The 17,672-nt window shown below is 66.3% G+C and carries 15 protein-coding genes; 13 read left to right on the top strand and 2 right to left on the bottom strand.

The window, feature by feature from the left end; translation table 11 throughout:
- Nucleotides 1-62 precede the first annotated feature (62 nt).
- Genes ileS through ndk form a run of 6 tightly spaced genes read left to right on the top strand, consistent with a single transcriptional unit; the run spans nt 63 to nt 7,054 of the window.
- Nucleotides 63-3,413 carry an isoleucine--tRNA ligase gene (gene ileS, locus V3G39_07450; GenBank protein ID XAS77856.1) on the top strand — a complete coding sequence of 1,117 codons (3,351 nt, stop codon included), beginning with the start codon at nt 63-65 and terminating at the stop codon, nt 3,411-3,413.
- A complete protein-coding gene (locus V3G39_07455; protein XAS77857.1) occupies nt 3,410-3,916 on the top strand; it encodes a GNAT family N-acetyltransferase in 507 nt (168 codons plus the stop codon). Before ileS ends, V3G39_07455 begins: the two co-directional genes overlap by 4 nt.
- Entirely contained in the window at nt 3,913-5,304 is a 1,392-nt protein-coding gene (locus V3G39_07460) for a folylpolyglutamate synthase/dihydrofolate synthase family protein (GenBank protein ID XAS77858.1), read from the top strand. Before V3G39_07455 ends, V3G39_07460 begins: the two co-directional genes overlap by 4 nt.
- Entirely contained in the window at nt 5,301-5,723 is a 423-nt protein-coding gene (locus V3G39_07465) for a DUF4233 domain-containing protein (GenBank protein ID XAS77859.1), read from the top strand. Before V3G39_07460 ends, V3G39_07465 begins: the two co-directional genes overlap by 4 nt.
- A 25-nt stretch (nt 5,724-5,748) precedes the next feature.
- Nucleotides 5,749-6,576 (top strand): undecaprenyl-diphosphate phosphatase, encoded by an 828-nt coding sequence (locus V3G39_07470; GenBank protein XAS77860.1) that lies wholly within the window; start codon nt 5,749-5,751, stop codon nt 6,574-6,576.
- A 55-nt stretch (nt 6,577-6,631) separates the two neighbouring features.
- Nucleotides 6,632-7,054, top strand: coding sequence for a nucleoside-diphosphate kinase (gene ndk, locus V3G39_07475; GenBank protein ID XAS77861.1), 423 nt, complete (start codon nt 6,632-6,634; stop codon nt 7,052-7,054).
- 68 nt (nt 7,055-7,122) lie between these two features.
- Here ndk and V3G39_07480 read toward each other — a convergent pair whose 3' ends face one another.
- Nucleotides 7,123-7,653, bottom strand: coding sequence for a MarR family winged helix-turn-helix transcriptional regulator (locus tag V3G39_07480; protein ID XAS77862.1), 531 nt, complete (start codon nt 7,651-7,653; stop codon nt 7,123-7,125).
- Between the two features lie 190 nt (nt 7,654-7,843).
- Here V3G39_07480 and rpsO point away from each other — a divergent pair, with 190 nt between their 5' ends.
- The 6 genes from rpsO to V3G39_07510 all read left to right on the top strand — a co-directional run bounded on the left by rpsO (nt 7,844) and on the right by V3G39_07510 (nt 15,509).
- A complete protein-coding gene (gene rpsO, locus V3G39_07485) occupies nt 7,844-8,113 on the top strand; it encodes a 30S ribosomal protein S15 (GenBank protein XAS77863.1) in 270 nt (89 codons plus the stop codon).
- A 194-nt stretch (nt 8,114-8,307) separates the two neighbouring features.
- Nucleotides 8,308-10,791 carry a polyribonucleotide nucleotidyltransferase gene (locus tag V3G39_07490; GenBank protein ID XAS77864.1) on the top strand — a complete coding sequence of 828 codons (2,484 nt, stop codon included), beginning with the start codon at nt 8,308-8,310 and terminating at the stop codon, nt 10,789-10,791.
- A gap of 93 nt (nt 10,792-10,884) precedes the next feature.
- A complete protein-coding gene (locus tag V3G39_07495; protein ID XAS77865.1) occupies nt 10,885-11,862 on the top strand; it encodes a methyltransferase domain-containing protein in 978 nt (325 codons plus the stop codon).
- A gap of 25 nt (nt 11,863-11,887) precedes the next feature.
- Complete coding sequence (locus V3G39_07500) at nt 11,888-13,561, top strand: alkaline phosphatase D family protein (protein ID XAS77866.1); 1,674 nt, start codon at nt 11,888-11,890, stop codon at nt 13,559-13,561.
- An 8-nt stretch (nt 13,562-13,569) separates the two neighbouring features.
- Nucleotides 13,570-14,400, top strand: a complete 831-nt coding sequence (locus V3G39_07505; protein XAS77867.1) for a zinc finger domain-containing protein — start codon at nt 13,570-13,572, stop codon at nt 14,398-14,400.
- A 176-nt stretch (nt 14,401-14,576) separates the two neighbouring features.
- Entirely contained in the window at nt 14,577-15,509 is a 933-nt protein-coding gene (locus tag V3G39_07510; GenBank protein ID XAS77868.1) for a hypothetical protein, read from the top strand.
- Between the two features lie 88 nt (nt 15,510-15,597).
- Here V3G39_07510 and V3G39_07515 read toward each other — a convergent pair whose 3' ends face one another.
- Complete coding sequence (locus V3G39_07515) at nt 15,598-16,584, bottom strand: cytochrome c oxidase assembly protein (GenBank protein ID XAS77869.1); 987 nt, start codon at nt 16,582-16,584, stop codon at nt 15,598-15,600.
- Nucleotides 16,585-16,632: 48 nt separating this feature from the next.
- Here V3G39_07515 and V3G39_07520 point away from each other — a divergent pair, with 48 nt between their 5' ends.
- Nucleotides 16,633-17,646, top strand: a complete 1,014-nt coding sequence (locus V3G39_07520; protein ID XAS77870.1) for an NAD(P)H-binding protein — start codon at nt 16,633-16,635, stop codon at nt 17,644-17,646.
- Nucleotides 17,647-17,672: the final 26 nt, after the last annotated feature.

Here is a 17,672-nt window from a genome sequence, read left to right on the forward strand (position 1 = left end):
AGACCGGCGTACGTCGTCCTCGATCAATGCAGAGGACCGAGCGCAGGCGAAGGAAGCACCCCATGACGTACCCGAAGGTCGATCCGAGTCGTGACGACGTGTCGGCGAGCAGAGCCGGCCAGCAGGGCGTCGCCCCGAGCCCGGACTTCCCGGCCATCGAGAGTGCCATCCTGGACACCTGGGACCGTGACGACACCTTCCGCACGTCGGTCGAGCGTCGCGACGCCGGGCAGGACGGCGGCAATGAGTTCGTCTTCTACGACGGTCCGCCCTTTGCCAACGGTCTGCCGCACTACGGCCACCTGCTCACCGGCTACGTCAAGGACCTGATCCCGCGCTATCAGACGATGCGCGGCAAGCGCGTCGAGCGTCGCTTCGGCTGGGACACCCACGGACTGCCCGCAGAGCTGGAGGCGATGAAGCAGCTCGGGCTGAAGACCAAGGACGAGATCGTGTCGATGGGCGTCGAAAAGTTCAACGACGCAGCGCGCGCCTCTGTGCTGCGCTACACGGGGGAGTGGGAGTCCTACGTGCGGCGGATGGGTCGCTGGGTGGACTTCGAGAACGACTACAAGACGCTCAACCCGCAATACATGGAGTCGGTCACCTGGGCGTTCAAGAGCCTCTACGACAAGGGCCTGATCTACGAGGGTTTCCGGGTGCTGCCCTACTGCTGGAACGACGAGACGCCGCTGTCCAACCACGAGTTGCGGATGGACGACGACGTCTACCAGATGCGCCAGGACCCGGCAGTCACCGTCGGCCTGCGGGACACCGGCGACGGCGAGCTCGCCGGAGTGCTCTACCTGATCTGGACCACCACGCCGTGGACGTTGCCGTCCAACCTGGCGATCATGGTGCGCCCCGACATCGACTACCTCGTCGTCGAGTCCGACGTCACCGGGACGAGCGAGCGGTACGTCATCGCGGCCGCCCGGGTGGCCTCGTACGCGAAGGACCTCTTCGGTGCTGCAGACGCAGATTGGGAGTCCCACGTCGTGCAGCGGTTGACCGGCGCCGACATCCTGGGTCGCACCTACCTGCCGCCCTTCAGTTACTACCTCGATGAGGAGCACGAGAACGCGTTCCGGGTGGTCGAGGCCGACTTCGTCACCACCGAGGACGGCACCGGTCTGGTGCACAGCGCCGGGGCCTTCGGTGAAGAGGACATGGTCGTCACCGACCGCGAGGGCATGCAGGTGGTCATCCCGGTCGGCCCCGACGGCCGCTTCACCGCGCCGGTGCACGAGTACGCCGGGATGCAGGTCTTCGACGCGAACGGCCCGATCATCGACGATCTGAAGGCAGCCACCCGCAACGAGGGGGCCCACAGTGTTTCGCAGGGCACCGTGCTGTTGCGCCGCGAGACCTACGACCACAGCTACCCGCACTGCTGGCGCTGCCGCAATCCGCTGATCTACATGGCGGTCAGCTCGTGGTTCGTCAGCGTGACCGCGATCAAGGAGCGGATGCTCGCTCACAACCAGGAGATCACCTGGGTGCCGGGCAATGTCCGCGACGGGCAGTTCGGCAAGTGGCTGGAGAACGCCCGAGACTGGTCGATCACCCGCAACCGCTTCTGGGGTAGCCCCGTGCCGGTCTGGAAGTCCGATGACCCGGCCTACCCGCGGATCGACGTCTACGGTTCGTTTGCGGACATGGAGCGTGACTTCGGTGTGCTGCCCGGCCGGGTCGACCAGGCGACGGGCGAGCGCACCCCGGACCTGCACCGCCCCTACATCGATGAGCTGACCAGGCCCAACCCCGATGACCCCACCGGTCATTCGACGATGCGGCGGGTGAGCGACGTGCTCGACGTGTGGTTCGACTCCGGGTCGATGCCCTACGGCCAGGTGCACTACCCGTTCGAGAATGCCGACTGGTTCGAGCACCACTTCCCCGGTGACTTCATCGTGGAGTACATCGGTCAGACGCGTGGCTGGTTCTACACGCTGCATGTGCTTTCAACGGCTCTCTTCGACCGACCGGCGTTCAAGTCGGTCATCTGCCACGGCATCGTCCTGGGTTCGGACGGGGCCAAGATGTCCAAGTCGCTGGGTAACTACCCGAGCGTGTCCGAGGTGTTCGATCGCGACGGCGCGGACGCGATGCGTTGGTTCCTGATGGCCAGCCCGATCCTGCGGGGCGGCAACCTGGTCGTCACCGAGCAGGGCATCCGCGACGGCGTGCGTCAGGTGATGATGCCGCTGTGGAGCAGCTGGTACTTCTTCAGCCTCTACGCGAATGCCGACGGGTACGACGCGAAATGGTCGACCGCCAGCGAAGACGTCCTGGACCGTTACCTGCTCGCCAAGGTCCGTGACCTGGTGGAGACGGTCGGTCGGCAGCTGGACGTGTACGACATCGCGAGTGCCTGCGACAGTGTTGCCGGGTTCCTCGACGTGCTGACCAACTGGTACATCCGACGTTCGCGAGAGCGCTTCTGGGACAGCGCAACCGACGGTTCGTCCGCAACGCACGCCGCGTTCGACACGCTCTACACCGCGCTGGAGGTGCTGACCCGGGTCGCTGCGCCGCTGCTGCCCTTGGAGACGGAGCAGATCTGGCGCGGACTGACCGGTGGAGCATCGGTGCACCTGACCGACTGGCCGGTCGCTGACGATCTGCCGAGCGATGACGCACTGGTGGAGGCGATGGACCGGGCCCGAGCCATCTGCTCGACGACATCCAGCCTGCGCAAGGCGCATCAGTTGCGGGTGCGTCTGCCGTTGCCGAGCGTGACGGTCGTGGTCCCGAATCCGGCCGCGCTCGCCGATTTCACCGACGTGATCGCCGATGAGATCAACGTCCGCGAGGTGCGCCTGGCCGATCTTGCGGACGCCACCCAGGAGGAGTTCGGAGTCACTCAGCGGCTCGCCGTGAATGCCCGCGCGGCAGGCCCGCGCCTCGGGCGGGAGGTCCAGGTCGCTATCAAGGGCAGTAAATCCGGCGACTGGTCGGTGAGTGACGATGGCATCGTGACCAGCGGAGGCCTAGCCCTGCAGGAGGGCGAATACACCCTGGAGACAGTGGTTTCCGGTGACGCCGATAGTGCTCTGGTGCCGGGCATGCTGCCCGGCGGCGGATTCGTGGTGCTCGACACCGCGGTCACCGACGAGTTGCGCGCCGAGGGTCTGGCGCGCGATGTCATCCGCGCAGTGCAACAACGACGACGTGACGCCGGTCTGAACATCAGTGACCGCATCAGCCTGTCGCTCGCCGGCGATGACGAAGTGTGGCAGGCCGTCGTTGCCCATCAGAACCTGATCATGGGCGAGACCCTCGCGGTGCAGTTCGGCGCGGCCGGTGCCGGTCACGAGCTGCCCGGCGGCACCGTGGTGGATCTTGCCGACGGGAAACAGATAGCCATCGCGGTCGCCCTACCCAAGGGGATCAGAGGCGGCACGAAATGAGCGGGCCCGTCACGATTCGCCCAGCAACCGGCGATGATCTGCTCGCGGTCATCGAGGTTGGCCGCCGTACGTGGCCGCCGACCTACGGACCGATCGCGGGCGACGACTACGTCGCGATGGGGTTGGCCAAATGGTGGACCGCCGATGCGACCATCCCGGCTATCCGCTCCGGTCGGGCGACGGTCGCCGAGTGCGACGGCGGGGTCGTCGGCGTCTCCGTCGTCGGCGCGCAGGCCGATGAGATAGCGCTCTGGAAGCTCTACGTACTGCCGGAATACCAGGGCCTCGGAGCTGGTTCAGCACTGCTGCGCGCGGCGATCGACCGCGCGACCGACGACGGATGGAAGACGATGGTCCTGTCCTATCTCGACGGCAACGCCGGCGCTGCCGGTTTCTACGAGCACTTCGGATTCACGATCTACGACCAGGAGCCCAGCGGGTCCGGTGTGCCGGACAGCGTCTGGGTACGTCGCACCCTCGAATCACCCGCGGGCCGGGCATGAGCAGCGGACGCCCGGACGCGGCGGCCCACGCAGCGGCAGCGGCGCTGCAGGTGCGTAAGCGACTGCGCGAGGTCGAGACGCAGATCCTCGCGCGTGCGCCGGAGAGTACGCCGGAACCCTCGCTGGAGCGGGTCGCCCAGATCATGGAACTGCTCGGTGAGCCGCAACGGACCTTCCCGGTCATCCACCTGACGGGTACCAACGGCAAGACCAGCACCACCCGATTCATCGAGCGGATCCTGCGCGAGTTGGGCCTCTCGACGGGACGGTTCACCTCCCCGCACCTGCACGACATCCGTGAGCGGATCAGTCTGAACGGTCAGCCGATCGACCCCGAGCGCTTCATCGCGACGTACGACGACGTGCTGCCCTACGTCGAGCTGATCGATCAGCGATCGGCGCGCGAGGGCGGTCCGCGCACCACGTACTTCGAGCTGCTGGTGGTGATGGCGTACGCCGCATTCGCCGACGCCCCCGTCGATGTGGCAATCGTGGAGGTCGGCCTCGGTGGGCGGTGGGATGCGACGAATGTGGCCGACGGTCAGGTCGCAGTCATCACCCCCATCGATATCGACCATCAGCGGCTGCTGGGCACCACACTGGAAGCAATCACGCTGGAAAAACGCGACATCGTCAAGGCAGGCGCGATCGCGGTCATCGGGCGACAGGAGCCGGACGTGTCCGATCTGATCGGTGAGCGGGCCCAGCTGGTCGGCGCCACCGTGGTCAGCGAGGACGAGCAGTTCATGGTGATGACCCGCGACCAGGCGGTCGGCGGGCAGCAGGTTTCGATTCGAGGGCTCGCCGGGGACTACAACGACCTGTACCTGCCGCTGTTCGGGGAGCATCAGGCGCACAACGTCGCCACGTCCATCGCGGCGGTCGAGGCGTTCCTCGGCGGCGGTGAACAACCGCTGGACATCGACCTACTGCGCGAGGCGCTGAGTAATCTGTCCTCGCCGGGGCGGCTGGAAGTCGTCCGTCGGTCGCCGACCGTCCTGGTCGACGCGGCCCACAACCCTGCCGGCGCGCGCGCGCTGGCTGCGGCGCTGGTGGATTCGTTCAACTTCGCGAAGCTGGTGGGTGTCGTCGCGATCCTGGCGGACAAGGACGCGGACGCCATCCTGCAGACCCTCGAGCCGGTCCTGGACCAGATCGTCATTACCCGTACCAATTCCCACCGGGCAACGGATCCGGAACAGCTGGGGGCGCTGGCCCGGGAGATATTCGGTGAGGACCGGGTCTTTGTCGTGCCGAGCCTGCCCGAAGCACTGGACCGCGCCGCGGAGCTCGCTGACGAGGGTGGGGTGGCAGGCGGGGTGCTCGCCACCGGATCCGTGGTGACCGCGGCCGAAGTACGCGCCCTGCTGGGAGCTACCGACGTATGAGCGACACGAAAAAGCGCACCGCGGCGTACGCCCCGGGTGGGGTGCTGTTGTACGGCGTCGGGGAGAAGATGACGCGTCGGCTGGCTGCGGTCGTGGTGGCCTTCCAGGTGATCGCGGTACTGCTCGGCGGTCTCGTGGCATGGGCGATCGCGAAGTCCCAGGACGGCGGCGGACGTTCGTCCTACCTGTGGTTCGGTGTGGTGCTCGCGGTGCTCTGCATCGTCGTCGCAGGCACGATGCGACGTCCGTGGGGTGTCGCGATCGGGTGGTTGGTGCAGATCACCACTCTGGCGGCGGCCTTCGTGGTGCCGCTGATGTTCTTCGTGGGGGTCTTCTTCCTCGCGCTGTGGATCACCGCGCTGGTACAGGGCGCCAAGATGGACCAGCTGACCGCCGACTACGTGGAGAAATCACCATGATCCGTTTCTGCCACCCCATGCTGCGATGAGCTGGATCGAGGCGGTGGTTCTGGGCATCGTGCAGGGGATCACCGAGTTCCTGCCGGTCTCCTCTTCTGCGCACCAGCTGATCTTCGGGCGGCTGTTCTTCGGCAACGACGGCGGGGGAGCGGCGTTCACCGCGATCAACCAGCTCGGCACGGAGCTGGCGGTGGTCGTGTATTTCTGGAAGGACATCGTCCGGCTGGTCACCGCAGGGCTACTGGCATTGCGCCGCAGGCTGCCCTGGTCCGACCCTGACGCGCGCGAATTCCTGCTCGTCATCATCGGCACCATTCCGATCGGTGTGCTCGGACTGCTGTTCCGCCACCAGATCGAGGGGCCTGCTCGTAACCTGTGGATCACGGCCACCATGCTGCTGCTCTTCGCGCTCGTCATCGCCTACGCGGACAGCACTGCCCGCCAGACCAAAGAGGTCAGAGATCTCAGCACCCGCGACGGCATCTTCTTCGGGCTGTGGCAGGCGCTGGCGTTGATCCCCGGAGTGTCCCGCTCCGGCGCCACCTTGAGCGGCGGGATGCTGATCGGTTACAAACGCGAAGCCGCTGCGCGGTACTCCTTCCTGCTGGCAATACCTGCCGTATGGGCGTCCGGGCTGTTCGAGCTGGCCGGTGAGGTCAGCAAGCCGAACTCCGACGGTTGGGGCCATGTCGCCATCGCGACGGTGATCGCGTTCGTGGTCGGGTACGCCGTGATCGCGTGGCTGATGCGGTACCTGCAGACCAACACACTGCGTCCGTTCGTCTTCTACCGCATCGGGCTCTCGGTGCTCTTGTTCGTGCTGCTCGGGGTTGGCGCACTGCAGGCGACCTGAGTTCGGCCACCTCCGCACCCGGTTGCTTCGAATCCACTGCACTAGGGTTCGCGCTGTGACTGAGCAACTCGAACGCACCCTGGTAATCGTCAAACCCGATGGATTCGGTCGCGGGCTGACCGGGGAGGTGCTGCGCCGGATCGAGGCGAAGGGCTACCTGCTGGCCGACCTGCACATCACCACTCCCGATCGGGATCGGCTGGCCAGGCACTATGCCGAACATGAAGGCAAGCCGTTCTACCAGCCGCTGGTGGACTTCATGTCCTCCGGGCCTGCGACGTTCGTCGTCGTCGAGGGCAACCGGTGCATCGAGGGTTTCCGGGCCCTGGCCGGCGCGACGGACCCCACCGCGGCGTTGCCCGGCACCATCCGCGGCGACCTCGGCCGTGACTGGGGCAGACGCGTGCAGGAGAACATCGTGCATGGTTCGGACTCACCGGAGTCCGCCGAGCGCGAAATCGCCATCTGGTTCGAATAGTCCACCTGGTTCCAGTAACCCGACACTCGACCGGCGAGTCGGATCGGACCACGTTGCTTCAGGTAGATCTACGGACCGTCGAGTGCGTCGTCCAACCCGGTGATCGCCTGTTCGAGCAACGACGCAAGTTTTTGGCGCTGCGGCGGATCGAGCCGATCGAGCACGTCGGACTCCATCACATCGGAGTGGCGGATCACCTGCTGGAAGAGCTCCCAGCCCGCGGCCGTGAGAGTGATGAGGATTCGCGTGCGGTTCGCTGTGTCAGGTGTCCGGTCCACCAGTCCGCGCTCGCTCATCCTGTCCAGCCGGTGGGTCATCGACGACGGCGCGACCGCTGTGCTGTGGGCGAGGGAGGACGGGGTGTCGAACGTGCCCTCGGGCGAGGTGGCCAGGATCGAGATGACCGCCCATTCCCCGGAGGAGAGGCCGACGTCGGTGAGCTGACGGGTGTACCACTGCGACAGACGGCGTGACATTCCGTGCACTGCAGTGATGACTCGTTGGACCTCTTCGTTACCGCCGGCTGCGACGTACGCCGCTACCTCGGCTTCGTAGCGGGTCCGCTCGCTGGGTCGATCGCTGCCCGTGGATCGGCTCATGGCGCTCAGTGTGTCACTGCCCGTGACCGCGCCCCGGAGCCGCGGCGTGAGAATGCCGCGATTAGGGCCCCGCCGCGCCGCGCTGCTAATCTTTGGCTCAGCCGTAGATCGGCCGCGGACCAATAGCGCTCTGGTGGATATGCCCAGGAGCACCGCGCAGCGAGTCAACGAATTGGAGCCACTTCACAGCATGCCTCTCGAAACCGCCGTCAAGGCGACCATCATGTCCGAGTACGCCACTGGTGAAGGTGACACCGGTTCCCCCGAGGTGCAGGTCGCAATGCTGACCCAGCGCATCAAGGACCTCACCGAGCACTCGCGGCAGCACCCGCATGACCACCACAGCCGCCGCGGTCTGCTGCTGCTGGTCGGCAAGCGCAAGCGTCTGCTGCGCTACCTCGAGGACATTGACGTCGAGCGTTACCGCTCACTCATCAAGCGACTCGGTCTACGTCGCTGATCACAAATTTCACGCCCCAGGCGGTCACCGATAACGGTGACCGCCTGTCGGCGTGTCTGGGGGTATGCAGGCCTCGCCGGTTTCAGCGCACCAGCGCTCACCCGCGAGCCACGTCTACATACCCCTGAGCAAGGAAACGGCCGTGGGCAACGACGATCCGCGCAGCCGCTGAATTAAAGAGAAGAGGAGACCCAATGGAGGGTCCAGAGATCACTTTCGCCGAAGCCACGCTCGACAACGGCAGCTTCGGTACCCGCACGGTCCGGTTCGAAACCGGACGTCTCGCCAAGCAGGCCGGCGGCGCAGTGCTGTGCTACCTCGACGACGAGACCACCCTGCTGGCCACCACGGCCGCAGGCAAACAGCCGAAGGACCACTTCGACTTCTTCCCCCTGACGGTCGACGTCGAGGAGCGGATGTACGCCGCGGGCAAGATCCCCGGCAGTTTCTTCCGTCGCGAAGGTCGCCCTTCGACCGACGCCATCCTTACCTGCCGACTGATCGACCGGCCGCTGCGCCCGACCTTCAAGAAGGGTCTGCGCAACGAGGTCCAGGTCGTCATCACGGTGTTGGCGCTGAACCCCGACCACCAGTACGACGTGCTCGCCATCAACGGTGCGTCCGTCGCGACCCAGATCTCCGGGCTCCCCTTTTCCGGCCCGATCGGTGCGACCCGTGTGTCCCTGATCGACAACCAGTGGGTTGCCTTCCCAAATTTCTCCGATGCGCAGCGTTCGACCTTCGACATGGTCGTTGCCGGCCGCGTCGCCGGCGATGATGTCGCGATCATGATGGTCGAGGCCGAGTCCACCGAAGCCACCTGGGACCTGGTCAAGAACCAGGGCAAGACGGCTCCGACCGAAGAGGTCGTCGCGCAGGGTCTGGAAGCTGCCAAGAAGTTCATCAAGGTGCTGTGCGAGGCGCAGTCCGAGCTTGCCGGCCAGGCCGCCAAGCCGGTGCAGGACTTCCCGATCTTCCTGGACTACCAGGACGACGTCTACGAGGCCGTCGAGAAGGACGCCACCGAGCAGGTCGCCGCCGCCTTCACCATCGCGGACAAGGTCGACCGCGAGGACAAGCTGGACGAGCTGAAGAGCGCGCTCAAGGCCGAACTGAGCGGTGCCGGCAAGCGTTTCGAGGGCCGGGAGAAGGAAGTTTCCGCGGCCTACCGCGCGTTGCAGAAGGCCCAGGTGCGTCACCGCATCGTTACCGACAGGGTGCGCATCGACGGTCGTGGGCTCGCGGACATCCGCGCGCTGTCGGCCGAGGTCGAGGTGCTCCCGCGGGTGCACGGCTCGGCGATCTTCGAGCGCGGCGAGACCCAGATCCTGGGCGTCACCACCCTCAACATGCTGCGGATGGAGCAGATGCTCGACACGCTGTCCCCGGTGTCACGCAAGCGCTACATGCACAACTACAACTTCCCGCCCTACAGCACCGGTGAAACCGGCCGCGTGGGTTCGCCCAAGCGCCGCGAGATCGGCCACGGTGCGCTCGCCGAGCGCGCCCTGATGCCGGTACTGCCCTCGCGTGAGGAATTCCCCTACGCCATCCGTCAGGTGTCGGAGGCGCTGAGCTCCAACGGCTCCACCTCCATGGGTTCGGTCTGTGCATCCACCCTGTCGCTGCTGAATGCCGGTGTGCCGCTGCGCGCCCCGGTCGCCGGTATCGCAATGGGCCTGGTCACCGCTGAGGTCGACGGTAAGACGCAGTACGCCGCGTTGACCGACATCCTCGGCGCCGAAGACGCCTTCGGTGACATGGACTTCAAGGTGGCCGGTACCCGTGAATTCGTGACCGCGATCCAGCTGGACACCAAGCTCGACGGCATCCCCGCCGAGGTCCTCGCATCCGCGCTGACCCAGGCCCGCGACGCGCGCCTGTACATCCTGGACGTGATGCACGAGGCCATCGACGCACCGGATGAGATGAGCCCGTTCGCACCGCGCGTCATCTCGGTCAACGTGCCTGTTGACAAGATCGGTGAGGTCATCGGCCCGAAGGGCAAGATGATCAAGCAGATCCAGGAGGACACCGGCGCCGACATCTCGATCGAGGACGACGGCACCATCTACATCGGTGCTATCGACGGCGCCTCGGCCGAGGCGGCCCGCGCGGCGATCAACGCGATCGCCAACCCGCAGATGCCGGAGGTCGGCGAGCGTTTCCTGGGCACCGTGGTCAAGACCACGACGTTCGGCGCGTTCGTCTCCCTGCTGCCCGGCAAGGACGGCCTGCTGCACATCTCCGAAGTACGCAAGCTGGTCGGCGGCAAGCGGATCGACAACGTCGACGACGTCCTGAAGATCGGTCAGAAGGTGCAGGTCGAGCTCAAGGAGGTCGACCCGCGCGGCAAGCTCTCGCTCGGTGTCGTCGAGGATGCTCCGGTATCCGTCGACGCCCCTGCAGCGCAGGTTGCTGAGGTCATTCCGGAAGCTCAGGAAGCTCCGGCAGCCCCGGTCGCCGACACCGCTCCGGTCGCTGAAGAACCGACCGCGGTTGCTGCTGAGGATTCCGACGGCGACAACGCTGAGGGCGACAGTGGTGAAGGTGACAAGAGCGAAGGCGAACGTCGCCCGCGCAACCGTCGTCGTGGTGGCCGTGGCCGCGGAAACAGTGGCGGCAACAATGGTGGCAACGGCGGTGGCGACTCGCAGTCGGCACCCACCGACGCCTGAGTAGTTTTCTCGCACCATCAGCGAGCCCGGTCCTCCTACTGGAGGGCCGGGCTCGTTCGTCGCATAGCCCAGCGCTCGGGGGAGGATGGCTGCATGGCAACCGAACTGATCGTGACCTGTGCGGTCGGCTTCGAGGACCTCCTGCGCGGTGACCTGCAGCAGGAACACGGTCTGCGCAGTCGACTGGTGGCACACGGGGAGATCCTGCTGGAGGACGTCACGGACCTGGGGTTCCTGGCGAGGACCACCGCGATCGATTGGGTGGCATTGCCGTGGGATGCCGACGCGTCCCCCGAGGTCGTCATCGCAGCGGTTCAGCAATTGCCGGGCCTGGCGTTGGATACGCCCGTGCGGTTTCGGGTGCAGGCGTCACCAGACGCGCGGGCGGCTCTCATCGACCGGTACGAGCGCGCGGGGTGGGTCAACGCACCGGGTGACTGGCAGGTCAACCTCGATGTCGAGCTCGGCGCCGCGCAGCTGGGGTCGCTGGCCTGGGCGGCGCGATTCGGCACGCTGCGGCGGTTACCTGCAGCGACCCCCGTCCCTGTGGTGGCGGGCCTGCTCCGGCTGGCCAAGTGCGCGCCGCAGGATGTGCTGCTCGACCCCTGCGCGGGTGTGGGCACGGTTCCGATCGTGGATGCGATCAGCCGCCGGGACGGGCGGGGGATCGCGGTCGAGCTGCAGGCGCATGCCGTCGAGCTGGCCGGGTCCAATATCGCGGATCGCGATCTGGCTGGCCGGATCGACCTGGTCCACGGTGATGCCACCAACCTGGAACTCACCGATCAGTCGGTCGACCGGGTCGTGACGGATCTGCCGTTCGGGAAGCGAATCGGCAGTAATGCGGACAACATCGAGCTGTACCCGAGGGTGTTGCGCGAGATCGAGCGGGTGCTGACCCCGAGCGGGCGGTGCGTCCTGCTGACTGATGACAAACGGGTGTTCAAAGACGCTCTCGCCCGTACCCGGGGGCTGAAGATCGTGCGTGAAGTGGTGGTGCGGTACCACGGGGTCAATCCTTCCGCCTACGTCGTGACGCGTAGCCGCAAGCCGGCCCGTCCGCGTCGCTGACGCTCGCGTTTGCTAGGAAGAACCCATGCCCACCTCGCCCCCCACACCCGCCGGGCTCGTTCTCGGCCCGCTGCTGCGACACGTCGCCGAGACCACAGCCACGATCTGGGTGCAGACCGCAGCCGCCGGTCGTATCGAGGTGCGAGCAGAGGGTCGCAGCTGGTCGGCTGCGACCTTCCGTGCGCATGGCAACCACTACGCGATCGTGCTGGTCGATGGTCTGGAGCCCGGCTCGGTGCAGGACTACCAGATCGTCCACGACGGCGTGGTCGTATGGCCCCTGGTGGACGACCCGTATCTGCCGTGCAGGATTGCGACCCAGGACCCCGCCGACCAGCCGCACTTCCTCTATGGTTCCTGCCGCACCTCGGTCGGGCATGACAAAGAAGGCACGGAGTCGCATGGGGTGGATGCGCTGCGGGCCTATGCGTTGGAGATGATGCGCAGCCCGAACCACTGGCCGGATTTCATCCTCTTCCTCGGCGACCAGCTGTATGCCGACGAAACGTCGCCCACGATGCGCGAATTCATCCAACAGCGACGTGGACTGGACGAGCCTCCGGGTGCTGAGGTCAAGGACTTCACTGAATACGCCGAGCTGTACCGTCTCGCCTGGTCCGATCCGGCCAACAGGTGGCTGCTCTCCACGCTCTCGACCGCCATGATCTTCGATGACCATGACGTGCGCGATGACTGGAACACCTCCGCGGCCTGGCACGAGGAGATCAACATGTTGCCGTGGTGGCGCGACCGGATCGTCGGTGCCCTCGGGTCCTACTGGATCTACCAGCACGCAGGCAACCTCCCGCCCGATGAGCTGGCAGAAGACGAGATCTGGCAACATATCGTCGCCCATGACGAGGACGACGACGAGCTGGACATCACAGTGGTTATCGACGCGTTCGCCGACCGCGTCGACAGGGACCCGCAGACCTACCGCTGGTCCTTCACCCGCTCTCTCGGTGACAGCGTGCTGGTCGTGGTGGACTCGCGCAACGCACGCGTCCTCACCCCCGGCGCGCGCGCCATGCTCGATCCGCGGGAGAGCGCCTGGTTCGACGAGCAGTTGCACGGCGGTGTCACACACCTGTTCATCGGCACGTCGCTGCCGTTCCTGCTCCCTCCGGCGATCCACGACCTGGAGTCGATCAACGAGACGATGGCCGGGGGAGCGTGGGGGTCACGGATGGCGCGCGCCGGGGAGAAGGTGCGCGAGGCCGTGGATCTGGAGCACTGGGCCGCGTTCGAACGGTCGTTCGCGCACGTGCTCGAGCGAGTGGTGCAAGTGGCCCGCGGAGCGCACGGCGAGCCACCTGCGACCATCACGTTCCTGTCCGGAGATGTACACAACTCCTACATCACCCAGGTGCCAGCTGAGCGTTACGGCCTGCAGTCACAGATTGTGCAGCTGGTCTGCTCGCCCATCCGTAACCCCCTGCCGCGCGGGGTGCGCGTGCTGCAGGGCACGATGGCCGATGTCATGAAGAAGCCGATGCGCAGGCTTGCCAAGCGGTTGTCGCAGGTGGCAATGCCCGCCTACGACTGGGAGCTGACGCATGGTCCGTGGTTCGACAACAACATCGGCGGCGTCGAGGTGCTCGGTGACCGGTTGTTGCTGACCTGGGCGCGCGGTGAAGTGACCGGAAGTGACTACACCCATCCGACGCTTCACCGTGTCGCGACCGAACTGATTGGTTGAGTGCTGCTGTGCCAGAGGGACATACGATTCACCGACTTGCAGACACGCTGAGCGGCGCCTTCGCCGGCGAGGAGCCGATGGTGAGCAGTCCGCAGGGCCGGTTCGCACAGGGCGCCGCGTTGCTGGACGGCACGCTCTTCGAGTCGGCAGACGCCTGGGGCAAGCACCTGTTCGTCGATTTCGCCGCTGAACGGGTGCTGCATGTGCACCTGGGTCTGATCGGCAAGTTCAGCGTCATGCCGTACGACGACGGGTTGCCCGCGCCACGCGGCGCAGTCCGGTTGCGGCTGGCGACGTCCACGCACGTCGCGGACCTGCGCGGACCGATCACCTGCGCGCTGCGTACTCCGGAGGAGATCGCCGAGGTGATCGCCCGCACCGGCCCGGATCCGCTTCGCCCGGACGCCGAACCAGAACTTGCCTGGGCGCGGATCCACCGCAGTCGCAAGTCGATCGGTGCGTTGCTGATGGATCAGGACGTCGTCGCGGGCATCGGCAACCTCTACCGGTGCGAGTTGCTGTGGAGGCATCGGATCGATCCCTTCAAGCTCGGGAACAAGGTGCGCCGCTCGGCCTGGGATGCGATGTGGGAGGACCTGGTGCGGCTGATGAAGGTCGGTGTGATCACCGGCCGGATCGTGACCGACGACCAGCAACTTGAAAAGGCCGAAGCAGCGTTCGCGGCGGGCGGAACAGCGATCGTGCGACGACCGAAACATGCGGTCTACAAGCACACCGGCGACCCGTGTCCACGGTGCGGGACCGTCGTGCGCACGCAGGTCATGGCGGGCCGCAACCTCTTCTGGTGCCCCCGCTGCCAGCGCCACCGCGCGGCGTGACCCCACCCGATCTCACCCAGGTTGCGCCTGTGGACAACGGTTTCCGCGCACGGAACCGGTGCATCCTGGCGGGATGACCCCTGTCGTGCGTGCCCCCCGGTCAGCCGGCCGCGTTGTCCGCTGCGCACCTGCCGCGGCCTGCCGCGCACCAGTCGGTATGGACGGGGAGGAGAAGCGTGGCTGACGCCCCCGATCGGGAGGATGATCGGGCCGATCTCCTCCCGGCCCACACGTCGGAACACCTGTCGCTCATTGCGACGATGGCCGAGCTGGGGGGTGTTGCGCGGTATGCAGATCTGGCACGCCTCGGGCAGCGTGAAGTAGCTGCCGCCTGTCGCGACGGGGTCATCGTCCGCAACGGGCGCGGGCAGTACATCGACTCCGGACTGGGCGATCATCGGCGGGGCGCGTTGTCGCTGAATGGTGTGCTCAGCCACCTCAGCGCGGCTGTGCAGCATGGGTGGTCGCTGAAGAAGATGCCCGACCGCCCCCACGTGACGGTACGCCCGAACAGCCACGCCCGAAGTTCAGCGAGTAAACGGCTGCAGGTCTACTACCGGACGCTGCCGGTGGAGGAGATTGTCGACGGTGTGACTGAACCGCTGAGAACAGTCGTTGACTGTGCGCGTGACCTGGCTTTCGATGAGGCGCTCACTGTGGCCGATTCGGCGCTGCGGGTTGGAGCAGTGGGGCATGACGAGCTGAGGGCAATGGGTGACTGCCTGACGGGGCGCGGCGCAGTTCAGGCGCGCGCGGTGCTGGCCGCGGCGGACGGTCGAGCGGCCAATCCGCTCGAATCGGTGCTTCGAGCGCTCTGTCTGCAGGTCGACGGCCTCCTGGTGCAGCCTCAGGTGGCGTTCGAGAACGCCACTCACCGAGCCGTGGTCGACCTCGCGGACCGTGATCTCGGAGTCGTGATCGAGGGCGAGGGATTCGAGGCACATGGCAGCAGAGCCGGATTCGACAAGGACTGCCGCCGCTACACCGAGTTGGTGTGTGCGGGGCAGCTCGTGCTGCGATGCACCTGGACTCAGGTCATGTACGAGCCGGACTGGGTGCGAGTCAGGCTCGCCGAGGTCGTGCGTCTGGCTCGTGCCCGTGCCGTGTGACGCAGGTGAGTGCAAAGTTCGCCGACTACGAGGAAAGCGCACTTCGCGGCGATGGTCCGGCACCTACGAAGTGGCCATCGAGAACGGTTCAGTCCGGCGGGAAACGGTCATTTCCGCGGCCGTAGCGGTCCGCGAACCGCGGATCGTCCAACCACCACGGTCGATCCGGTGACCCCGCGTCAACTGCCGACGCGTTGCCTGCGTCGGGGGAGGCGGTTGTTCTGGAGTTGGCTGTCTGCTCCAGATCGTCCAGCCGGGCATCGATCTCGGCGGCTTCGACGGCATCGCTGCGCAACCACTGCACGAACACCACTGCCAGCAGCGGTACGCCGATTGCTTCAGCGACCCCCAGCAGTGCGCCACCGGTGAATTTCTGGTCCAGCAGGGTGCCGAACCCCGCGTGCCGACTGCTGGCGAAACCGGGGAAGTCCGGGATGAGCAGGGTGGACGACGTCATCACCAGGATGCCCGGAATTGCGTCGAACAAGCCATCGGCGAAGGCGAAGACCGTCTTGACCGGGGCGGTGGCCCAGGCGGGCAGCAGCTCCTTGGTCAGTAGCGGCAACACGACGAGCATCCCGACGATCAAAAGGTGCAGGAGTAGCACGAATTCACCGATCTGCGTCGTGATCGCCCACAGCGCGTACGGCGTGAAGAAGATGAGGAAGATACTCGCCGCCGACAGCACGGAGGCGAAGAGCGGGAACATCAGCACCCGCGCGATGCGGCCCTGCAGAATGCGTGTACTGCCCGGCCGGAGCAGCTCCGCCAACCCCACTGGATCTCCGAGCGCCAGCGCGAGGGGGGTGATCGTGGCGATGACCCCGACCTCAGCACCGAAGCACCACAGAAACGTGGTGCGGTACGACCCGATGGCGCCGCAGGTGACGTAGATCAACGAGCCGACACCTGCGACCAGGTAGACGGCCGTACGCCAGATGGGCCAGTGGTGACCGAGCCGTCGGGCGCGAGAGACGAGCACGACGTAGGGGACTGCCAGCACGAATGCGACCGCGATACCGGGCCAGGACCAGGTCCATGCGGTCACCCAGGACGCCGGGGTGAATTCAGGCACCAGACCATCTTCCTCCCATGTCCTGAACGGCCACCTAGGGTGTGCGGTATGACGCAACGCACCGTTCTGGTTACCGGCGCCACCGGATACATCGGCGGACTCCTCGTACCCCGGTTACTGGCCGACGATTGGCAGGTCCGGGTTCTCAGTCGCCACCCCGAAGCTCTGCGCGGTAAGGAGTGGGCCGATCAGGTCGAGGTCTTCGAAGGCAGCGCGTCCGAGGCGCAGGACATGGCCGGGGCACTGGACGGCATGCAGGTGGCCTACTACCTGCTGCACTCGATGGACGGGGGTGGTGACTTCGTCCGCCGGGATCGCGAGATGGCGCACATCTTCGCCGACGCCGCCAAAGCCGCGGGAGTGCAGCGACTGGTCTACCTGTCCGGCCTGCACCCCACCGGGGACCTGTCCCCGCACCTGGGATCCCGGGTCGAGGTGGGCGACATCCTGCTCGCCAGCGGTGTCCCGACGGCTGTTCTGCAGGCCGGTGTCGTGTTGGGCGACGGGTCTGCCTCCTTCGACATGTTGCGTCACCTGACCGAGCGACTACCCGCGGTGGTGGCGCCGCGGTGGTTGCGTAACCGCATCCAACCAGTCGCCATCGACGACGTCCTGCACTACCTGGTCAGGTCTGCGGACCTCGCGCAGGACGTCAACCGCACCTTCGACATCGGTGGCCCCGATGTGCTGACGTATGCGGAGATGATGCGTGAGTACGCCAGGGTCACCGGCCTCGGATCGCCCCTGATCGCAACGGTGCCCGTGCTCACCCCGCAGTTGGCGAGCCACTGGGTGGGGGCGGTGACGCCGGTTTCCGCCGGTATCGCGCGCCCGCTGGTCGGCAGCCTGATCCACGAAGCGGTCTGCGACGAGGACGACATCCTGGACTTTGTCGGAGAGCCTCCCGGCGGGCGGATGTCCTACGACGACGCGATCCAGGCAGCCACGTCGGGGTTCGATCCGCGCGGTTGGCGACACCGGGCCTACCGGGTCGTCGGCATCGTCATGGGCGTCGCCGGGCTGGGCATGCTGGCCTCAGGTCTGAAGCGTCGTTACCGCTGACGTCGCGAGGTTTGGACATGTGCAGC

This window comes from Dermatophilaceae bacterium Sec6.4, from assembly GCA_039636865.1.
Lineage (GTDB): Bacteria > Actinomycetota > Actinomycetes > Actinomycetales > Dermatophilaceae > Allobranchiibius.

Excerpts from the sequence above, each read along its gene's own strand:
- V3G39_07520 (XAS77870.1), top strand. The coding sequence starts at position 16,633 with ATGACGCAACGCACCGTTCTGGTTACCGGCGCCACCGGATACATCGGC.
- V3G39_07465 (XAS77859.1), top strand. The coding sequence starts at position 5,301 with ATGAGCGACACGAAAAAGCGCACCGCGGCGTACGCCCCGGGTGGGGTG.
- V3G39_07480 (XAS77862.1), bottom strand. The coding sequence starts at position 7,653 with ATGAGCCGATCCACGGGCAGCGATCGACCCAGCGAGCGGACCCGCTAC.
- V3G39_07490 (XAS77864.1), top strand. The coding sequence starts at position 8,308 with ATGGAGGGTCCAGAGATCACTTTCGCCGAAGCCACGCTCGACAACGGC.
- V3G39_07460 (XAS77858.1), top strand. The coding sequence starts at position 3,913 with ATGAGCAGCGGACGCCCGGACGCGGCGGCCCACGCAGCGGCAGCGGCG.
- V3G39_07495 (XAS77865.1), top strand. The coding sequence starts at position 10,885 with ATGGCAACCGAACTGATCGTGACCTGTGCGGTCGGCTTCGAGGACCTC.
- rpsO (XAS77863.1), top strand. The coding sequence starts at position 7,844 with ATGCCTCTCGAAACCGCCGTCAAGGCGACCATCATGTCCGAGTACGCC.
- V3G39_07470 (XAS77860.1), top strand. The coding sequence starts at position 5,749 with ATGAGCTGGATCGAGGCGGTGGTTCTGGGCATCGTGCAGGGGATCACC.
- ileS (XAS77856.1), top strand. The coding sequence starts at position 63 with ATGACGTACCCGAAGGTCGATCCGAGTCGTGACGACGTGTCGGCGAGC.
- V3G39_07500 (XAS77866.1), top strand. The coding sequence starts at position 11,888 with ATGCCCACCTCGCCCCCCACACCCGCCGGGCTCGTTCTCGGCCCGCTG.
- V3G39_07455 (XAS77857.1), top strand. The coding sequence starts at position 3,410 with ATGAGCGGGCCCGTCACGATTCGCCCAGCAACCGGCGATGATCTGCTC.